The sequence below is a fragment of the Frigoribacterium sp. VKM Ac-2859 genome (assembly GCF_013204925.1).
In the GTDB taxonomy this organism is placed as follows: Bacteria; Actinomycetota; Actinomycetes; order Actinomycetales; family Microbacteriaceae; genus Frigoribacterium.
Genome location: NZ_JABMLC010000002.1, coordinates 1192296 through 1210778 on the forward strand (window position 1 = coordinate 1192296; position 18483 = coordinate 1210778).

An 18483-nucleotide genomic window follows, 5' to 3' on the forward strand; every position below is an offset into this window, starting at 1 on the left:
CCCTCGGACGAGGAGGCGCGGCTCGCGTCCCGTCCGGAGGCGCGACTCGCGTCCCGTCCGGAGGCGCGGTCCGGCGCCTCAGCGCGCGTCGCGGTGGCTCGCCAGCCGTTCGCGCAGGTACGACACGAGTTCGCCCTGGGCCCGTCGGGACTCCCGCGTCAGCCGGTTGAGCGGAACGCGCCCACCCGCCGCGAGGGCGGGGTCGCGCGGGACGACGACGAGCGATCGACGGCCGAACTCGTTCTGCAGTGCCTCGCTCGAGCGCGTGGTCCGGTGCTCGCCGAAGACGCCGACGACCACGAGCATCACCCGGCGCAGGCCGCCGACCCCGTGCCGCTCGCGGATGCGGGCGAGGACCCGCTGGGCGTCGGCGAAGCCGACCGGGGTCGTCGGGGCCACGACGACCCCGAAGACGCTCGTGTCGTCGAGCAGGTCGAGGAGTGCGCCGTCGGCGTGGGCGCCGAGGTCGTGCAGGGTCAGCTCGTGGTCGACCCGCGGCGCGTCGTCGCCCCCGGTCAGCCGGGTCCCGAGGTCCCCACCCGAGTGGTCGATCAGCCGGGGCACCGACTCCCCCGAGAGCTGGGTGAAGAGCAGGGCCGTGACCGTCGTGGTCCCGACGCCCCCGGCGACGCCCGCGACGACGACCGTCCGGCCGGTCACGAGCCCGCTCCGGCGACGTCGGCTCGTCCGTCGGCCTCGAACCGGGCCACCTGGACGATGCGCGGCGCCTGGCCGCGACGGACCAGGCGGCCTCGACCGGCGGTCATCTGCTCGGCGTAGACCTGCGGCACGATCGGTCCCTCGCTGCGCTCGCCCGACATGATGAACGACGACCCACCCGTGTCGCGCAGCGTCTGCAGCGCCGGGTCGTAGAGCGCCCGCGCCGAGCCGGCGACCGGCCTGCTGATCAACACGTGCAGCCGGAGGTCGCGGGCGGAGGGCAGGAAGGGCAGCAACGGCTTGAGCGGCTCGGTGCCCCCCGAGGCGACGATGTCGTAGTCGTCGATCACCACCACGATGCGCGGACCGGCGTCGCGGTCGCCGGCCTGGCGCTTAGCGAGCTCGTCGGCCACGGCGACGGCGAGCGCGCGGGCGTCCGTGCTGGTCGAGGCATGACCGCCCAGGTAGTCGTCCGGCACCTCGGCGACCAGGTCGCCGCGGAGGTCCATCAGGGCCACGACGAGCTCGTCCGGGGTCGCCCGGTCGACGAAGCCGCGGACCAGTCCGCGCAGCAGGGTCGACTTGCCGGCCTTCGAGTCGCCGAACACGAGCAGGTGCTGGTCGGCACCCGGATCGAGGGCGACCGGCTGCATCGTGTCCTGCCGCAGGCCGAACGGGATCGCCTCGGGCTCGTCCAGCGCGTCGGGCAGCTCGTCCGGCGAGAGCTCGGTGGGCAGGAGGCGGATCGGTGCCGCCGCGGGGCCGTTCCAGCTCGACGCCGACCGGCGGGCGAGGGCCTCGAGGGCGTCGCCGACCTCGTCGTCGTCCGTGTCGTCCAGCACCGGCAGCGCCACCTGCGCGAACAGGTTGTCGTCGGTCAGGGCCCGACCGGCCTGGTCGGCCCGGATGGTCTGGGCCAGCTTGCGACCGATCACCGAGTCCGCCGGATCGTTCAGGTGCAGCTCGACCCGGGTGCCTACCAGCGGTTGCTGCGCCATCCGCAGTTCGTTCCACCGCGTCATCCCGAGCACGACGTGCAGGCCGTAGCTGCCGCCGCGCAGCAGCAGGTCGCCGAACGCCGTCTCGAGCTCGGCGAAGTCCCCGCGCAGCTGACCGGTGCCGTCGACGACGAGGACCACGTCGGCCGAGATCAGCTCGGGCACCTCGCCCGCGGCGTGCAACCGACGCAGCATGGCCAGCGAGTCGATCCCGTGGTCGCGGAACACGCGCTCCCGGGTCGTCAGCATGGCCGCCAGTTCTTCGAGCAGGCGCAGGAGGCGGTCCTTGCTCGCCCGCGTCGCCACGCCGCCGACGTGCGGGAACCCCTCGATCCGGCCGAGCCCCCCGCCCGTGAGGTCCATGCCGTAGATGCCGACCTCCTGCGGGGTGTGCGTCAGGGCCAGCGAGGCGACGAGGGTGCGGAGGAACGTGCTGCGTCCGGTCTGCGGCGCCCCGATCACGGCGACGTGCCCACCGGCCCGGGCGAGGTCGAGCAGCCACGGGTCCTGCCGCTGCCGCGCCGGGTCGTCGAGCAGTCCCATCGGCACCCGCAGGCCGCCGGCCTGGTCCGCTCCGACCACCCGCGAGAGCGCGAGCCGGTCGGGCAGGGGCGGCAACCAGACCGGGTCGACGTCGGTGCCGCCGCCCATGAGACGGTCGACGGCCTCGTCGATGACGGCGCGACCGACGTCGGGCCGCGAGAGCTCGTCCTCGCCGCCGTCGTCGTCGCCGCCCGCGATGCCGTTGAAGGTCGGCAGCAGGAGCGCGGTCGGCCGCACGTCGTCGCCCGCCAGCGAGCGGGCGGCCTCGGTCGGCAGGGGGCCCGACACGTAACCCGCACGGAACCTCCGGTACACCGAGGTGTCGACCTTGAGGAAGCCGAACCCCGGGACCGCGGGGAGGTGGAACGCGTCCGGCCGGTCGAGCACGATCGAGCTCTCGGCCTCGGAGAAGGTCCGCAGGCCGATCCGGTACGAGAGGTAGGTGTCGAGGCCGCGCAACTTGCCCGCCTCGATGCGCTGGCTCGAGAGCAGCAGGTGCACGCCGATCGACCGCCCGATGCGACCGATGGTGAGCAGCAGGTCGACGAACTCGGGCTCCGCCGTGAGCAGCTCGCCGAACTCGTCGATGACGACGAACAGGTGGGGCATCGGCGGCAGCTCCGGGCGACCCACGCGCATCTCGCGGTAGTGGCTGATGGACGACGCCCCACCGGCGTCGCGCAGCTGCTCCTGACGCCGCACGACCTCGCCCTGGATGCTGACGCGGGCGCGTTCGGTGAGCTGCGCGTCGTCGGCCAGGTTGTCGATCAGCCCGGCGACGTGCGGCAACCCCGCGAACGGAGCGAACGCCGCGCCTCCTTTGTAGTCGACGAGGACCATGCTGAGGTCGTCGGGCGAGTGCGACAGGGCGAGGCCGAGCACGAGCGTGCGCAGCAGCTCGCTCTTGCCCGAGCCGGTCGCACCGATGCAGATGCCGTGCGGGCCCATGCCGAGCTGCGCGGACTCCTTGAGGTCGAGCAGGACCGGCGCCCCGAAGTCGTCGATGCCGATCGGCACGCGCAGGAAGTCCCGCGGCGAGCGCGGCGTCCACGCGGTCGCCGGCGTCAGCGTCGTCACGTCGTCGATGCCGAGCAGGTCGGTGATCTCGACGGCCTGGGCCGAGTCGACCTCGTCCTGCCTGCTCAGGCTGAGCCGCAGGGGGGTGAGCGTGCGGGCGACGGCCTCGAACAGCTGCGGGGTCGTGGCGTCGATCGTCGCCGTCTGCACGCGGACCTGGCCGTCGTCCTCCACGCGGGCGTCCGTCACGACCGCCTCGTCGCCCTCGACGGTGATGCGCAGGGTGACGTCGGACGGCTCGTGCAGGCGGTCGCTCAGCAGGTGGACGGTCGTGACGCCGAGGTCGGTCAGCGAGAGGTCGGCGTCGGGCACCGGGATGCTCGAGGCGACGTGCCCCCAGTCGTCGACGAAGACGACGAGGCGCGATCCCTCGGTGCGCGCCGTGGTGCCGATCGAGCGCTTCGTCGTGGCGGCCTCTTGTGCCCGGTCGCCCAGTTCGCCGCCGATGACCGAGAGCAACGAGGAGGCGCTGGTCGCGACCCGTCGCGCCGGCACCGGTCCGTCGTAGAGCGAGTCGTCCACGGCGTGCGGGACGAGGTCGAATCCGCGCCAGTCGTCGGCCGCGCTCTCGGGGAACGCCGCGGCCAGGTGCACGTCGTCGGGCGAGTGCAGGGCGGCGAGCTGCAGGATCATCGAGCGGGCGACCCGCAGCGCGGACTCGCGGTCGCCCAGCACGGCGACCGACCCGGCTCGGTCGAGGTCGACCGTGATGGGCATGCCCCGCACGGTCGAGAGGTGCTCGACCACGGACTCGGCCTCGCTGGCCATGATCGGGTCGAACGGCTGCACGGGGTTCGGGTCCTCGGGGACGGACATCGGGAACCAGGTCAGGTCGCCCTCGCCGATCCGCACCGAGAGGAAGTCGTCGTGCTGGCGGCGGCGTTCCCAGAGTCGCGCGGGGTCGCGCACCAGCTCGAGCAGGGCGGCGGGTTCGGGGTCGAGCACGGCCGCCGTCGCCCGGACGGCCCGGGCCTTCGTGCGCATCCGCGAGCGCAGCCGCTCGAGGAAGTCGAGGTAGCGCTCGCGCTGCAGGCGCCGCTGCCGCGCCGCGTTGCCCCGCTGGCTGAGGGTGACCGCGAGGCCGCCGACCAGGGCGACGATGAGCAGCACGGCGCCGACCAGCAGGAAGAGCGGGTTCGAACTGCCGCGGTAGACGACGATCATCACGACGCTCGAGAGGGCGCCCACGACGGGGAGCAGGGCCTGCACGGGCACGCCGCCGACCTTGCCGTCGGCCAGCTGGGGCGGCGGGGTGATGTCCTCGTGCTCGGCGGGCTGGACGGGTCGCGTGATGCGCGTGGGCCGGTGGACGAGCTTGACGGTCATCGTCGGGCCTCCTGGTCGTCGGTGACGGCCGGGCGGGCGTCCCGCCCCCGGGCCTGACGGCGTTCCGAGGGGCGACGTTCCGACGGGCCGGGATCGGCCGCGGACGGGGCCGGGCCGGGATCCCCGACGGGCGGGGCGCCCCTCGGGACCGACGGGGCGTCGAGGGGCAGCAGGGCGGCGGCGAGGCGGGCGTAGGCGATGCGGGTGCGCGTGCCCAGTGCGGCGCTCGACACCGGCCGACCGCCGGAACGGGCCGCGTCGTAGGGCACGCGCACGACGGGCACGGTGGGGTCGTCGCCGACCGTGACGGGGGCCGCGCGACCGGCGTCGCCGACGTCGACCAGCGCGATGACCACGTCGGGCCGGTCGGGGTGGTCCTTGATCGCGGGCACGAGGGCCGCGGCCTCCTCGGCGGCGTGGCGATCGGCGCGGGCCACGATGCAGACCGTCCGGCTGGCCGACACCACGTCGGTGAGGTCGGCACGCCAGTCGCGCACTCCCCAGTCGGTCACGACGAGGTCGAAGAAACGGCTGATCGGGGTGACCTCGTCGAACCAGCCCGCCGCGGCGGCCACGGCACGGGACTCGCCCCGGGGGTCGAGCGAGAGGGCGTAGAGGCCCGAGGGCGTGCGGGGCAGACCGTCGACGGCGTCGACCGACCGGCGTGCCGTGCGCCTCCGCGAGCTCGGTGCCGCGCTCGAACCGACCGGCGCGCCGGCCTGCCACAGCATGCCGCGGGGGCCGCGCGACGCGTCCACGCCGAGGACGAGCCCGGGACGGCGACGGGCGAGCAGGGCGGCGACGTAACCGGCGGTCGAACTCGCCCCGGCTCCGCCCCGTGCCTGCACGAAGCCGATGCGGCGCGACACCGGCAACGGCCGCCGGACGATCTCGTCGACCGTCGTCACCTCGTGCACCCGGGCGCTCACGCTGCCGAGCAGGGCCAGCGGCGCCGACCGGACGAACGCGTCGAACGCGCTCACGAGAAGGCCCCGAGCAGGTCGGCGTAGACGCCGAACACCCCGAGCAGGACGGGCAGCAGGGCCACGACGCCGAGGGCCTCGACGGCGTTGCCCACGCGGCGCAGCGAGGCGCGTTGGTGGGCGACCGGGTCGACGCCGCCGGCCACGACCGCGACCACGACCCCGGCCGCGAACAGGACGACCACGAGCCACCCGGGAGCAAGCGGTTGGACGAGCAGGCCCCCGAGCAGGCCGATCAGGGCGGCGGCCCAGAGCACCCAGCCCTGGGCGGCGATCGGCAGGGCCCGGGTGCGGGCCGCGACGACGAGCACCACGGCGACCCCGAGACCGACCTGCCAGAGATCGGCCGACCCGACGGACGAGACGGCCGTGACGGCCACGGGCCCCGCCACCGCGAAGGTCGACCAGGTCAGGGTGCGGTAGGCGTCGCCGACCGTCAGCAGCACCTCGTCACGGCGACCCCGACGTCCGTCGACCACCTGGTCGTCGAGACCGGTCAGGCCGGAGGCGCTCATGGCGAACCAGGGCAGCAGGCCGCAGACGACGACGGCGAGCACGGCGCCGACGCCCACGGCCCCCGCGTCCTGGACGCCGAGGGACCGCAGCACGATCGGCACGGCCCCGAGCACGACGCCGAGGACGCCGCCCCACCACGCCGACCGGGAGCCGAGACCGGCGCCCGCTCCGAGTGCCAGCGCGACCCAGGCGAGCACGATCACGGCGAGCGCCACGTCGACCGGCGGCAGCTCGAGGGCCGGGACGGCCCCGAGCACGACCGCCAGGGGGGCCGCGCACCCCAGGGCGACCGAGGTCGCGGCGACGGCGAGCCAGCGTCCGCCGAACCGGCCGGACACGAGGGCGACCACGACCGCCAAGCCGTAGACGGTCGCGAGAGTGCCGACGGGCTCCACGTCGGACGCCCTGGCCAGCACCGTCGAGAGCGCCAGCGAGAGCAGTCCGATCGCGACGGCCGCCGTCGCCGTGCGCGACCGTCGCGTCCACAGGCCCGGTCGGCTGGCGAGCGACTCGGCGAGCACGTCGGTGACGTCCGCGACCTCGGGCGGCGGGGGCGCGGCGTCCTCGCGCAGCAGCCGGAGCAGCTCGCCGTCGACGATGCGCTGCTCGGCGACCGACAGAGAGGTGTCGAGCTGCTCCCCCGTCGAGCGGACGAGGGTCAGCGGGCGCGACACGGCACCGGGACGCTCGTCGAGGAGCTCCATGAGGCGCGGGATCAGACCACCGATCGGCTCGTCGGCGGGCACGACCATCTCGGCCTTGCGCGCCGTGCCGACGATGGTCAGCCGGGTGTAGTCGGTCATCGGGGCTCCGTCGTGGGGGTGGGGTCGGGGACGTCGGTCGACGCGGGAGAGGGCGACGGCGAGCCGGTGACCGGCACCGCGCCTCCTGACCCTCCGGTGGTCTGCGACTGGGTCGCGCGCTGGTCGGCCAGCACCGAGAGCACGAAGGACGTGCCGGCGCAGCCCGCGCAGGCGACCGCAGCGATGACCAGGCTGACGATCAGCCGACGGACGTTGTCGTTGACGAGCCGACGCTCGTCGAGTTCGCCGAACAGGAGGGCCGAGACCAGGCGGGCGCGGTGCGTCTTGACGGTCTCGAGCAGGACGACGTCGCGGTCCCCGCTCATGCGTCCACCACCCCGGACGGTTGGACGGTGAGGGTCCGTTCGCCGAGCTCGACGACGTATCCCGGTGCGGCCGGCCCGCGCAGGCCCGCCACGAGCGGCTGCCGCGTCCCGTCGGGCGCGACGAGCGAGGACCCGTTCGTCGACCCGAGGTCGGTCACCCACAGCACGGCCCCCTCCCACGCGAAGAGGGCGTGGGTCTTGGTGAGGCTGCGGGCGAGGTCCGCCCAGGCGAAGACCGGGTGCTCCTCGCCCTCGCGGTTGACCGGGGCGCGGCCGATCAGCAGGGTCGACTCGAGGTCGAGGCGTTCGCCGCTGTCGAGCTCGAGGACGATCGACGGCGCGGTGGTCGTGGGTCGGCCCTGGCCCGTGCGCCCGAAGGTGTTCTCGTCGGGTCGTCCCGCGGCGTCGAGCGGGTCGGTCGGGTGGAGCGGCAGCGGGGCGGAGGCCGCGACGGGGAGAGCGGGCCTCTGCACGAGCGGGGGCGACGACGTCATGGGGTCCCGGCCACGCCGCAGGTCGACCGTCACCGCCTGACGACGGATGCTGAAGCGTCCGCGGCGGTCGACCCTCAGCACGGCCGGCGGGCGACCGGTCAGGTCGTCCACCGTGCGCAGGGACAGGACCAACCGGCCCACCGAGCGCCCTCCGCGCACGTAGAGCACCACGTCGAGCAGCACGAAGGCCAGGGCGACCACCACCACCGCGATCTCGACGGGCACGGGGACGAGCGCCGCGCCGGCCGTGGCGGACGAGGCGCCCGTGGCCACACCGACGACGAGGACGCCGAACAGGACGAGGGGCACGCCCCAGTCGATGGCGACCGCACCGCGACGCCGCGACGGGGTCGCCGTCTGCACGCCCGCGAGCAGTCCCGAGTAGGTGCCGATGGCGCTGCCGGTCGCCGCCGAGACGATCCGCACACCGCACCAGAAGCACCAGGTCGCGCCCGCACCGAGCGGTTGTCCGCAGCGTCCGCAGCTTCGCGCGCCGACCAGTGCGCCCACGGTTCCGCCTCTCGCCTGCGGGGTGCCGGACCAGGTCGTCGAGACCGACGAGGAGCGACCGCCCGCGTCCCCGGAGCGCACGATCGGCCCCAGGCTAGCCGACCCCACGTCCCCCGGTGAGACACCCGTTCCGGGGCCGTCACCCACCCGTCCCCCGCCTCGGTCCCCCGACATGTACCCCGCAGACGGGTGGCGATCGAGACGGAATCGTGATTTCCTCATGAGTCGACCCGTGACGGGTCGCCATCAGATCGAAGCAAGGGGAGAACGACATGATGAAGTTCGCCATGGGGAGCGAGACCCTCACGCAACTGAGCCAGAAGACGAGCGGGGCCGGCGACGACCTCGGCGCTCTGGTCCGCCAGCTCGCCGACGCGGCCGCGCCGCTCGAAGGCCGCTTCAACGGAGCCGGCCGCGCCGCCTTCGACCGCTTCAAGGGCGAGGTCGACGGCATCTCCGTCGAGCTCAACGCCGCTCTGTCCTCGGTGCTGACCGGCATCACGGGCCAGAACCGTGCCTTCGTCGAGGGTGAGCAGCAGATCGCCGACGAGACCACCTCGGCCCAGTCCGGTGCCGGATTCGAGAGCGCCCGCTTCGGCGGATCGCGCGCATAAGGGGGAACGACCATGGCCAACGCAACCGACCGCCGCGACTTCGACCTCGGAGCCTCCGGCAACGCCCAGGACAACTTCAACGCCGTCGCCAGCCGCCTCGAGGCGCTCATCACGCAGCGCGACTCCGACGTCAAGACCGCCATGGCGGACTACCAGGCCGACGGCTCCAGCGAGGAGTACGCGGGCAAGGAGCAGCGCTGGAACCGCGTCGCCACCGAGGTGCGCACGATCATCAACACGCTCCGCCAGTCGCTCGCGTCGAACGACGAGTCGGCCCAGACCGCCATGCAGCGGGCCAAGGCCGCCGTCGACGGCATCTAGGCCCGGCCCGTGAGCGACTCACGGGCGACGACCCTGCCCCACCCGCTCGCCGACGCGAGTGGGCCGGGGTGGATCGCGACGATCAGCACCGCCCCCGTCGTCGGCCTGACCTCGGGGCGGCAGGCCCTGCTCACCGACGCGACCCGCTCCGGCGTCCGCGTCGTCGTCGTCACCCACGACGACGCCCGGCTCAGCTGGGCGCTGTACCAGGCCCTGCGCCTCGTCGCCGGGGCCTGGCTGGTGCGGGACGCCGACGGCCACCTGCGCCACGCCGTCGGCGGTGCCCGGGTGGCGTCGTACGACGAGGCCCTGCTCGATCCCCTCGGCGACCCGGTCGACGGATCGGCGCGGGCGACCGCGCCCGCCGACGAGTTCGCCCTCCTGCCCCAGCCGGCCGTCGAGACGACGCGTCCGTGGCTGCAGTTCTCCGTGGCCGTGCACCACGCGGCGAGGGCCGAGGCCCTGACCGGCACGACGACGGAGGCGCTGGTCACCGCCGTCGCGGGCGTCGCGCCCACCGTGTGGGGCACCTCCGAACCCCCCGCCACCGTCTGGGACCGCGGTCGCATCACGGCCCTGGCCCGGGCCCGCATGCCGCGGGACTCCCGGGTGCACGTCGCCGGCTCCGCGCCCGACGGCACGGTCTGGACCGGCACGATCCGCATCGCGCGCAGCGAGACCGGCCTGACCGAGGAGACCCGGCTGCTGTTCGCGCTGCCCGAGGCGACCGGCGTCGACGACGCGACCCGCGCCTCCTCGGCTCTGCGCAGCCTGTCCGAGAAGCAGCAGGTGCTGCTGGCGACGGCGTGGAGCCTGCGGGGCGCGGCCGACGCGACCATCACGCCCTACCGGCCGACGACGCCGCAGCCCCTCGCCGCGGTGGTCGGCGCGCGGGCCGTGCGGCGCCTGGGGCTCGACGCGGCCTCCTTCGCCGCCGAACACGGCGGGACCACGACCGGCAACGCCCGCACCCCCTCGCTCGTCGTGCCGTTCGGTGCCGACGCGACCCGGTGGCAGCGCTTCGCGGCGGCCCTCGACGCGATCGGCCCGGGTGTCGTCGCCGACGCCCTCCTCCCTCCGGCGGTGCGCCGTGCCCCGTGAGTTCGTGATCCTCTCCGCCGAGCCCGTGACGGCCGTCGAGGTCGTGACCGCGGCCGCGGCCGTCGACGGCGGACTCGGTGCCGGGCGCCTCTGGCAGGGCGGCGGCATCCAGATCGCGTCGGAGGAGGGCCTGGTCCTGGCCGTGCTGCGCAGCACGCAGCTCGAGGACGCCCGGGAGGCGCGGCGCGGTCTGGGACTGCCGGTCACCGACCCGGCGTCCCCCGACCGGCCCACGGGCCGAACCACCGACGGCCCGGCCACCGATCGCTGGTGGACCGAGGCCTACGGCCCCTTCGACGGGCCGCTCACCCAGGCGCTGGCCCGGCGCCTGGCCGACGACGTGCAGGGCACCCTCGTGACGACAGGAGACGACCGATGAGCTCGTGGAGCATCGAACCCGACGGCGTGGTGGCCGTCCTCACCAAGGTGCAGGGCTCGGCCGAGACGTTCGCGGGCACCTTCGCGGACGTCGAGACCGCCCAGGGCGAGCTGAACGCCGGCGTGGGCAGCGACATCCTCGTGTCGTCGGCCGTGGCCGTCGTCGACCTGATCTCGTCCGAGACGAACCGTGTGCAGGGCATCAATGCGCGCATCCTCGCCTGCGCGACCGGGGCGGGTGACGCGACGCTGGCCTACGTGAACGGCGACGAGGAGATGGCTGCGCAGACGCAGTCCGCCGCCGTGCAGGCCGCCGAGTCAGGCGACCTCAGCTTCTTCGCGGGGGGCCGCTGATGGCCACGAAGGGATCGCTGATCGAACCGGCCGAGTTCTTCGGTCTCGACATCGTGCCGGAGTCGATCGCGTCGGCGGCGGCGAGCTACAAGTCGACGGCCACCGCGGTGACGACGAACGCCGAGGCAGTGATGACCGACTGGTCGGGACTGTCGGCGTCGTACACCGCGCCCGAGGGGCCACAGCTGTTCGCCTCGATGGACCCGGTGCGCACCGATGCCGAGGCCGTCGCCGGCACGATCTCGACGGTGGCCGACCTCCTCGAGACGCTGGCCGAGGCGGTCACGGCACCCGTCGCACGCATCAAAGAGCTGGTCACCGAGGCGAACGCCTTCCGGGCCTCGGTCTCCGGCGGCGTCACCCTCGACTTCTACGACCCCGACAACCCGCTCTTCCAGGCCAGTCAGATGAGCGGTGGCGTGCCGATCATGGCCGAGGGTCAGGGCGAGACGACCATCCCCTGGAACGAGCACACGCCGTCGGTCGAGCGCAACAACGAACTGCAATCGCAGTACAACGCCGAGATCGCGAAGATCGACGCGGCCCGGGTCGAGTTCGAGAACGCCGTCAACGCCCTGCGTGACGACCTCTGCGTGGCTCCGCAGACCGCCGTGACGGGTGAGCAGCTCGACCTCGCCGAGGACAACCCGTGGGGTGCCCAGGGCAAGGGCGAGCGGTCGTGCCAGGAGTCGGTCGGCGACGGACTCGTCGAGTTCGGCACCAGCTTCGTCGAGGGCACCGTGTCGCTCGTCGGCTTCGACGCCGCGAACGGCTGGAAGCACGACTGGTCGTTCGCCGGCGAGGCGTGGACCGGCATGCTGACCGGTCTCGGCGCCCTCGCCATCACGGTGGCCTTCCCGGTGGCGCCCGCCCTCGCGAACCTGCCCGACTCGGCCGTACCGGAATCGCTGCGCGGCCTCCGCGACAACTACAAGCAGACGATGGACGGCATGGTCGGCGGAATCGTCGGCACGCCCGAGCAGTGGGAAGAGGACCCGGTCGCCGCCGGCACCTTCGCGGTGGCGAACGTCGCCTCGTTCTTCATCCCGGGTGCGGGCCAGGTCGGAGCGGGCCTCAAGGTCGGGTCGGGCGCGGCCCGGGCGGCGACCCTCACCGGCCGGCTGGCCGAGGTGGCGGAGGACGCGTCGCACCTGCCGAAGGGCCTGTCACGGGTCGAGGACCTCGTCGCGGAGTTCGGCGAGCACGCCGGCGGCCTGTCGAAACTCGACGACCTCGACGGTCTGACCGACACGATGGCCGCCCTCGAGCGCATGACCGACGTCGAGTTCTCCGGTCTCACCGGCGCCCTGAAGGCGGGCGAGACCGTCGACTTCGGCTCGCTGTCGAAGCTCGAGGACTTCGCCGACTACGGCGACCTCGGTCGAACAGCCGAGGAGGCGCGAGCCGCGTCCGCCACGCACGCCGACGCGTCCGCTCACGCGGGTGGTGGCACCGGCTCCGACCCGGCCGCCGGTGCCGCCCGCGCCGCCGACCCCGGATCAGGCGGCACGACGCTGCTCGAACGTGGCGACGGCGGCGGGGCGTCCGATGCCGGTCGGGCCGACGGTGCCGGATCGAGCGATGCAGGTCGAGCCGACGGCCCTGGGACGAGCGACGCAGGTCGCGCGGACGGCCCTGGGACGGACGAGCCCGGTCGGGCCGACGGTCCCGTCGACGGCGCGGGTGCAACCCCTGACCGGTCAGCCGGTGGCGGCCATGACACGGACATCGGGGAGCTCGACCTGTCGGGCCCTGACCGGACGCCCACCCCGACCGAACCGACGCCGCACGCCACACCGGCCGTCGAGCACCACGTGACGGTCTCGGGCTCCGACCTGCCGACGAAGGAGAAGCCGTTCGCCCACGGTCAGGTCCTCGCCCCGGACACGGCGTACACGGTGCCTGGCCGGGGTGTGTTCTCGACCGACGCGACAGGTCGCATCGTCCACGTCGAGACCGAGTACGGCGGCAAGGGCAACCTGAACTACGACCTCATGCAGCCCGCCGCGGACACGACCTACGTCGTCGGTGGCAAGCACGTCTACGTCACGGACCACGCCAGCCGCACGGTGCTCGCCGAGTTCGACGACCTCCAACTCGGCGATGCCGACCGGTCCGAGTCGGTGCAGAAGCGCATCGGCAAGGAGGGCGGTGTCGGGTACGAGGGAGGCCACCTCCTGGCCAACATGTTCGGCGGCGGCGGCGAGAAGATCAACATCGTGCCGATGCTCCGAGAGGTCAATCGCGGCCGGGGCCACTCCTTCGGTAACCTCGAACGCGAACTCCGGCAAGCCCTGACCGCGTCCGACGGAGGCGCCGCCGACCTCAAAGTGCTTCCGGAGTACGAGGGCACGAACACAGTCCCGACCGGTGTCCAAGTCAAGATCCAGGCTCACGGTCAACCGCTACGACAGGAGTTCTACGACAATGTCCGGTGACGACAAGGTGAAGTCGGGTCTCGAAGCAGAACGTGATGCACTGAGAGAACTGGGTTCGCAGCTCCTTGCACTGATTCCTTCGGGTTCCGACCGCATCCGCATGCAGACAAGCATGGCTCGGGGTGTGATGGCCGGCGAGACGTTGCTCTTCGCAGCCGACGGCTCCCAGGAGTCGGCTGCTCCCGCGCGACGCACGTTCGAAGCGGCTCGTCGACTGAGGCGCCTGATGTACAAGCCAGGGGCAGGCACGTGGTTCACCGCCGTCTTCACCGTGACGGCCGCCGGAAAACTCAGCGCACAGTACGACTACGACAACGAACCCGAACTAGGTCACTTCGGTGCCGAGGAATATCGTGCCGACTTCGAGGATTTTCCCCGGACTGCCGAGAACACGCCCGAGTGGCTCGCCGCGATCCTCGCGGGTGCGCCCACCCGGCACGACCTCGTCGGCCGTGACGAGGGTCCCCTCTGAGAGTCGAGACATGGACTCGCGCAACAGGGCTGGAGTCACGTGACGCAGCCGTTGATGCCAGGGCCTCCACTGTCCTCCGCCAGCCTCGACGCCGCTGTCGAGCGTCTTCCCGACGACGTCGTGGCCCTGTGGCGTGACCACGGGCTGGGCGCGACGGCTGACGGGTACCTGCGCATCGTCGACCCCACCGCGTGGCAGGACGTCCTCGCCGAGGTCGCACCTCGATTCGCGGCGGCCACGCCCCTGATGTCGTCCGCCCTCGGAGACCTGGTCGTCTGGCTCGACGGCCGAGCGCACCTCCTCGAATTTCGACGGGGCACGAGCCGGATCATCGCCAACAGGCTCTCGACGCTCCTCGTCATCCTCGGCTACGAGTCGTTCCTGGCCGACCCCGACTACTTCGACTGGAGCCCCTTCCCGGAGGCGCGGGAGCGTCTCGGGGTGCCCCGCTCCGACGAATGCTTCGGTTTCAGCCCGCTGCTCGCCCTCGGAGGCCGACGATCTGCTGCGTCCCTCGAGGTCGTCGACATGCGCGAGCACGTCCTCCTGATCTCCTCCGTCGCGGGCCCACTGCCGTGAGCGAGACCGATGACACGCTCGCCGCCACGTCACCTTCGTTCCCTGATGACGCTGCCCAGAGCATGCGCTTGGCGGAACGCTGGCGAGCCGGTCCCCCCACCTGGCGGGCCGTGTGGGGCCCTCGCCCCGAGGAGCCGGCAGTCGTCGCGTCGAAGATGCGCCAGACGCTCAGCGCTCTGCACCGTCTGGGTGGTGTCTTCGACGCTCCGTGGTCGTCACTCGACGGAGGTGCCGTCCCCGATGACGACCGCGGGTGGACCGACCTCGTGGCGGCGGCGATCGAGCACGACGACCGAGACACTCCCCTGCCCGTGCGGGGTCATCGTCTCGCCTTCGTCACGCCGGGCATCGACTCGGTCGGTGACGCCTTCGCACGGTTGAGCTTCGTCACGTCGAGCGCCGTCGCGTCCTCGAAGCGCCCGAGCAACTCGGTCACGCTCCGAGTCGAGGGCCGTGACGATTCGCACCTCGTCCATCTTCCCCTCGCCGGCTCCGCTACCGAGATCACGCACCTCCTGGCGGCCATCTGGGATCCCGATGCGGTCGAGCTCCTCGACAGGGCGATCGTCGACACCCATTTCGACGTCTTGCAGCGCCCGGGCTCGTGGCCACGAGTCGGACCCGTCACGTTCTTGTCCGCGCGCTCGCATCCTCGTGCACGTGAGGTGGGACTGTCGGTCGCGACCACGCAGTCGACGACGGGCGGGACCCTGATCCTCGTCGGAGGCGGCACATCGCCCGATGCGTACCTCGAGGCATGCCTCACGACCTCGAGAGAACTGGCGGACTCAGGAGCGCTCGGGCCCGTGCCGTCCGCTCACGACTCGGAGCCCCACGGCATGCCTGTCGTCGGCGGCGGTCGGGCACACGAGTCGAAGGGAGAACCCGAGTCATGACACGACATGAGAACCCACCCGGGCTAGAGCAAGAGCGCTCTGCGCTGAGAGGGGTCGGTCTGGCTCTTCATGGCGAGATCGCTGCGGGCTTCGATCGCATCGAGGCCGAGATCAGCATCGCCGGTGGTGTCTCCTCTGGAAAGAAGCGCCTCTACCGCCCGGACGGGACGTACGACTCCATCATGGGCAAGAGAGACTCCACCCTCCGTGCCCGTGAACTCAGAGAGGCCATGTACAGGCCGGGGGCAGGAACATGGTTCACCGCCTGGTTCACGGTCACTGCCGAAGGGAAACTCCGCACGCGATTCGACTACGACAACGAACCCGAACTGGGCCCCTTCGCCGCCGAGGCGTACCGAGCCGACTTCGACGAGTTCCCCCGCACTCCCGAGAACACCCCGGATTGGCTCGCCGCCATCCTCGCCGGCGCCCCGACCCGCCACGACCTCGTCGGCCGAGCCGACGGTGGCGGCACGGCCGAGCGATGAGCGAACACGACGACGTCGGCGGCGGCGTGCCGAGCGAGCGTGATGCCCTCCGTCGGGTGGGTCTCGCCGTCCACCGCATGATGCCTCGAGGCTCCGTCCGGGCGGAGTTCGACTTCTCCGAGGTCGGGGGTGTCCGGGTGGCATCCGTGGGTTTCTTCGACGAGGCCGGCCACGAGTCGTCCAGTCCCGACACGGACGAGGCGGGCGCCGCCGCCTCGGACCTCCGACGGCTCATGTACCGAGCCGAGGTCGGATCGTGGTTCAGCGCCCGCTTCCGGGTCACCGCCGCCGGCAAGCTCGGCACCTCGTTCGACTTCGACCACCGCGCTCCTCACACCTGGATCGACGACCAGGCCTACCTCGACGATCTCGAGTCGTACCCACGGCCCGCCGAGGCGATCCCTGGCTGGCTCGCCGCCGTCATCGCCTCACGATCGGCCGGAGGCTCTCCGTGACCGGCCTCACGGGCTGATCGGGCCGAGACGCCTCACAGCGGCAGCACGGCCTCGAGGGCGAGCGGGTCGCCGTCGATCGCGATGTCGTTGAGCTGCCGGCCGACGAACTCCGCGGCCTCGACCGTGTCCGACTCGATCCGGTGCCCCGTGCCCTCGACGACGAGCGCCCAGGCGACCGGACCCCCGGAGGCGCGGGTCACCTCGAGACGGCAGCGCGTCAGTTCGCGGTCCTGTCCGAATCGCATCTCCGACAGGTCGGTGATGACCATGCACTCGAGGTCGTCGAGGAACCCGTGGAGGGTGGCGTCCCTCGCGATCTCGAGCCGCGCCTCCTCGTCGAGGCCGTCGGCGGACGAGGTGAAGCGCGTGCCCTCGACGGTCCGGACGATCCACGAGACGTGGTCGCCGACGGTGACGAAGGACTGCATGCTGCTGATCTTCGGCCCGATGTCGGCGTGCGCGTACACCGGGGGCAGGTCGGTGACGCTGACGACGATGCCGTCGCGGCGACCCACGACGCGGCGGTCGGAGTCGACGACGATGCGCTGGTTGCGGGGCACCCACGGGGCCTTCGGGAACTCGTCGAAGAGCACCTCGGCGAACTCGAACACGACCGCGCTCTGCTGGCTCATCGCACCAGACAACCACTGCACGGGCCGACGGCGACGGGTGGGACCAGAGCCGGGAAAGCGAGAAGGCCCACCCGGAGGTGAGCCTTCACGTTCGTGCGCGAGGGGGGACTTGAACCCCCACGCCCTTTCGAGCACTGGCACCTGAAGCCAGCGCGTCTGCCAATTCCGCCACTCGCGCGAACTCGTAGACTTTAGCATGCGTGGGACGTCCGAAAGAGCACCGGTGAGTCCCTTTCACTCGTTCGGGCTAAGATCGGGCGACCAGAGACCCCGAACCTGGAGACCCATGGGACTGCTCGACAACTTCGAACGCGGGCTGGAGCGCGCCGTCAACGGCGCCTTCGCCAAGACGTTCCGTTCGGGCGTGCAACCACTCGAGATCACGAACGCGCTGCGCCGTGAGCTCGACACCAAGGCCGCGGTGGTCTCGCGTGACCGCATCCTCGTGCCCAACGAGCTCCAGGTGCGCCTCGCCCCCATCGACTACGAGAAGATGTCCGGCATCGGTCCGGCCCTGATCGACGAGCTCACGCAGCTCACCCAGCGGCACGCCACCGCCCAGGGGTACCAGTTCGCCGGGCCCCTCGGCATCCGCCTCCGCGAGGACGACTCGCTGAGCGTCGGCATCATGTCGGTCGACTCGCGCAACCTGCGCGGCGAGGTGCAGTGGAAGCCGTTCGTCGAGATCGACGGCAAGCGCCGTGAGCTCAGCGGTGCCCGCACGATCATCGGCCGCGGCAGCGACGCCGACATCACCGTTCAAGACACCGGTACCTCCCGTCAGCACGTCGAGATCCTGTGGGACGGTTCGCGGGCCCAGGTCCGCGACCTCGGCTCGACGAACGGCTCGAAGCTCAACGGCAACCCCCTCACCAAGGCGCCGCTGCAGCCCGATTCGGTGATCCAGATCGGTCGTACGCGTATCGTGTTCCGCGTGCTCCCCCAGTCATCGACGCCCGACCCCTTCGACGGGCCCGACTCCACGGGTGGCCGACGATGACCTCAGCCCTCACCCTGTTGGTGCTCCACTTCGGCTTCCTGGCCGTCCTGTGGCTGTTCGTCTTCGTGATCGTGTTCGCGCTGCGGAGCGACCTCTTCGGGCAGCGGGCGCGCAAGATGCCCGCCGACGCCACACCCGGCAAGGCGAGCTCGACCGCCACCGCGCCTCCTGCCCCCGCCCCGCGTCCCGCGCCCGCCGCGCCGGCACCGACGCCTCAGGGTGACGGGCGCGCCACGCGCCTGGTCATCACCAAGGGCGCCAAGGCCGGCCTCGAGATGCCCCTCGGCGACGGGCCGCTCACCATCGGGCGGTCCCAAGAGAGCAACCTCGTGATCCGCGACGACTACACCTCGACCCACCACGCGCGCCTCATGCTCTGGAACGGCCGCTGGGTCGTGCAAGACCTCGACTCCACCAACGGCACGTTCCTCGCCGGTGAGCGCGTGTCGGTCCCCACCCCCGTGCCCACGGGCGCGACCGTGACGATCGGGCAGACGAGCTTCGAGCTCCGGCGGTAGG

At 72.4% G+C, this 18483-nt stretch carries 19 protein-coding genes and 1 tRNA gene; 12 read left to right on the forward strand and 8 right to left on the reverse strand.

Translation table 11 applies throughout. The features are described from left to right. Positions 1-78: 78 nt before the first annotated feature. Genes HQQ78_RS13450 through HQQ78_RS13475 form a run of 6 tightly spaced genes read right to left on the reverse strand, consistent with a single transcriptional unit; the run spans position 79 to position 8152 of the window. Entirely contained in the window at positions 79-660 is a 582-nt protein-coding gene (locus HQQ78_RS13450; RefSeq protein ID WP_173153985.1) for a hypothetical protein, read from the reverse strand. After that, positions 657-4604 carry a type VII secretion protein EccCa gene (eccCa, locus tag HQQ78_RS13455; protein ID WP_159828335.1) on the reverse strand — a complete coding sequence of 1316 codons (3948 nt, stop codon included), beginning with the start codon at positions 4602-4604 and terminating at the stop codon, positions 657-659. Before eccCa ends, HQQ78_RS13450 begins: the two co-directional genes overlap by 4 nt. Next, positions 4601-5587: a hypothetical protein gene (locus HQQ78_RS13460; protein WP_173153988.1), complete on the reverse strand. Its 987-nt coding sequence runs from the start codon at positions 5585-5587 to the stop codon at positions 4601-4603. The genes eccCa and HQQ78_RS13460 overlap by 4 nt, the downstream gene beginning before the upstream one ends. Continuing rightward, positions 5584-6906 carry an EsaB/YukD family protein gene (locus HQQ78_RS13465; protein WP_173153991.1) on the reverse strand — a complete coding sequence of 441 codons (1323 nt, stop codon included), beginning with the start codon at positions 6904-6906 and terminating at the stop codon, positions 5584-5586. Before HQQ78_RS13465 ends, HQQ78_RS13460 begins: the two co-directional genes overlap by 4 nt. Further along, the gene (locus HQQ78_RS13470; RefSeq protein ID WP_055975719.1) at positions 6903-7232 is read right to left on the reverse strand and encodes a hypothetical protein; all 330 of its coding nucleotides are present in this window, start codon (positions 7230-7232) and stop codon (positions 6903-6905) included. Before HQQ78_RS13470 ends, HQQ78_RS13465 begins: the two co-directional genes overlap by 4 nt. Next, complete coding sequence (locus tag HQQ78_RS13475; RefSeq protein WP_173153994.1) at positions 7229-8152, reverse strand: FHA domain-containing protein; 924 nt, start codon at positions 8150-8152, stop codon at positions 7229-7231. The genes HQQ78_RS13470 and HQQ78_RS13475 overlap by 4 nt, the downstream gene beginning before the upstream one ends. A gap of 356 nt (positions 8153-8508) precedes the next feature. On the opposite strand from HQQ78_RS13475, the gene HQQ78_RS13480 reads away from it, so the two are divergent. From HQQ78_RS13480 to HQQ78_RS13525, 10 genes are all read left to right on the forward strand, one after another. Beyond that, positions 8509-8850 carry a WXG100 family type VII secretion target gene (locus HQQ78_RS13480; protein ID WP_307785006.1) on the forward strand — a complete coding sequence of 114 codons (342 nt, stop codon included), beginning with the start codon at positions 8509-8511 and terminating at the stop codon, positions 8848-8850. Between the two features lie 12 nt (positions 8851-8862). Next, positions 8863-9171 (forward strand): pore-forming ESAT-6 family protein, encoded by a 309-nt coding sequence (locus HQQ78_RS13485; protein ID WP_043595262.1) that lies wholly within the window; start codon positions 8863-8865, stop codon positions 9169-9171. A gap of 9 nt (positions 9172-9180) precedes the next feature. Next, a complete protein-coding gene (locus tag HQQ78_RS13490) occupies positions 9181-10272 on the forward strand; it encodes a DUF6177 family protein (RefSeq protein WP_173153997.1) in 1092 nt (363 codons plus the stop codon). 4 nt (positions 10273-10276) lie between these two features. Next, the gene (locus tag HQQ78_RS13495) at positions 10277-10651 is read left to right on the forward strand and encodes a hypothetical protein (RefSeq protein ID WP_173154000.1); all 375 of its coding nucleotides are present in this window, start codon (positions 10277-10279) and stop codon (positions 10649-10651) included. Then, complete coding sequence (locus HQQ78_RS13500) at positions 10648-11004, forward strand: DUF6507 family protein (RefSeq protein ID WP_173154003.1); 357 nt, start codon at positions 10648-10650, stop codon at positions 11002-11004. Before HQQ78_RS13495 ends, HQQ78_RS13500 begins: the two co-directional genes overlap by 4 nt. Next, entirely contained in the window at positions 11004-13442 is a 2439-nt protein-coding gene (locus tag HQQ78_RS13505; protein ID WP_173154006.1) for a DNA/RNA non-specific endonuclease, read from the forward strand. The genes HQQ78_RS13500 and HQQ78_RS13505 overlap by 1 nt, the downstream gene beginning before the upstream one ends. Next, entirely contained in the window at positions 13432-13914 is a 483-nt protein-coding gene (locus HQQ78_RS13510) for a hypothetical protein (protein ID WP_173154009.1), read from the forward strand. The genes HQQ78_RS13505 and HQQ78_RS13510 overlap by 11 nt, the downstream gene beginning before the upstream one ends. 54 nt (positions 13915-13968) lie before the next feature. Then, positions 13969-14493, forward strand: a complete 525-nt coding sequence (locus HQQ78_RS13515) for a T6SS immunity protein Tdi1 domain-containing protein (protein WP_148053679.1) — start codon at positions 13969-13971, stop codon at positions 14491-14493. 892 nt (positions 14494-15385) lie between these two features. Further along, a complete protein-coding gene (locus HQQ78_RS13520) occupies positions 15386-15877 on the forward strand; it encodes a hypothetical protein (protein WP_173154012.1) in 492 nt (163 codons plus the stop codon). After that, positions 15874-16332 carry a hypothetical protein gene (locus HQQ78_RS13525; protein ID WP_173154015.1) on the forward strand — a complete coding sequence of 153 codons (459 nt, stop codon included), beginning with the start codon at positions 15874-15876 and terminating at the stop codon, positions 16330-16332. Before HQQ78_RS13520 ends, HQQ78_RS13525 begins: the two co-directional genes overlap by 4 nt. A gap of 32 nt (positions 16333-16364) precedes the next feature. Here the strand turns inward: HQQ78_RS13525 and HQQ78_RS13530 are convergent, their stop codons facing one another. Next, a complete protein-coding gene (locus HQQ78_RS13530) occupies positions 16365-16964 on the reverse strand; it encodes a hypothetical protein (protein ID WP_173154018.1) in 600 nt (199 codons plus the stop codon). Positions 16965-17058: 94 nt separating this feature from the next. Then, positions 17059-17142: transfer RNA gene (locus HQQ78_RS13535), tRNA-Leu, on the reverse strand. A 108-nt stretch (positions 17143-17250) separates the two neighbouring features. On the opposite strand from HQQ78_RS13535, the gene HQQ78_RS13540 reads away from it, so the two are divergent. Further along, entirely contained in the window at positions 17251-17964 is a 714-nt protein-coding gene (locus HQQ78_RS13540; protein ID WP_043595272.1) for a DUF3662 and FHA domain-containing protein, read from the forward strand. Then, positions 17961-18482, forward strand: coding sequence for an FHA domain-containing protein (locus HQQ78_RS13545; RefSeq protein ID WP_043595274.1), 522 nt, complete (start codon positions 17961-17963; stop codon positions 18480-18482). The genes HQQ78_RS13540 and HQQ78_RS13545 overlap by 4 nt, the downstream gene beginning before the upstream one ends. The last annotated feature ends 1 nt before the right edge of the window (position 18483 follow it).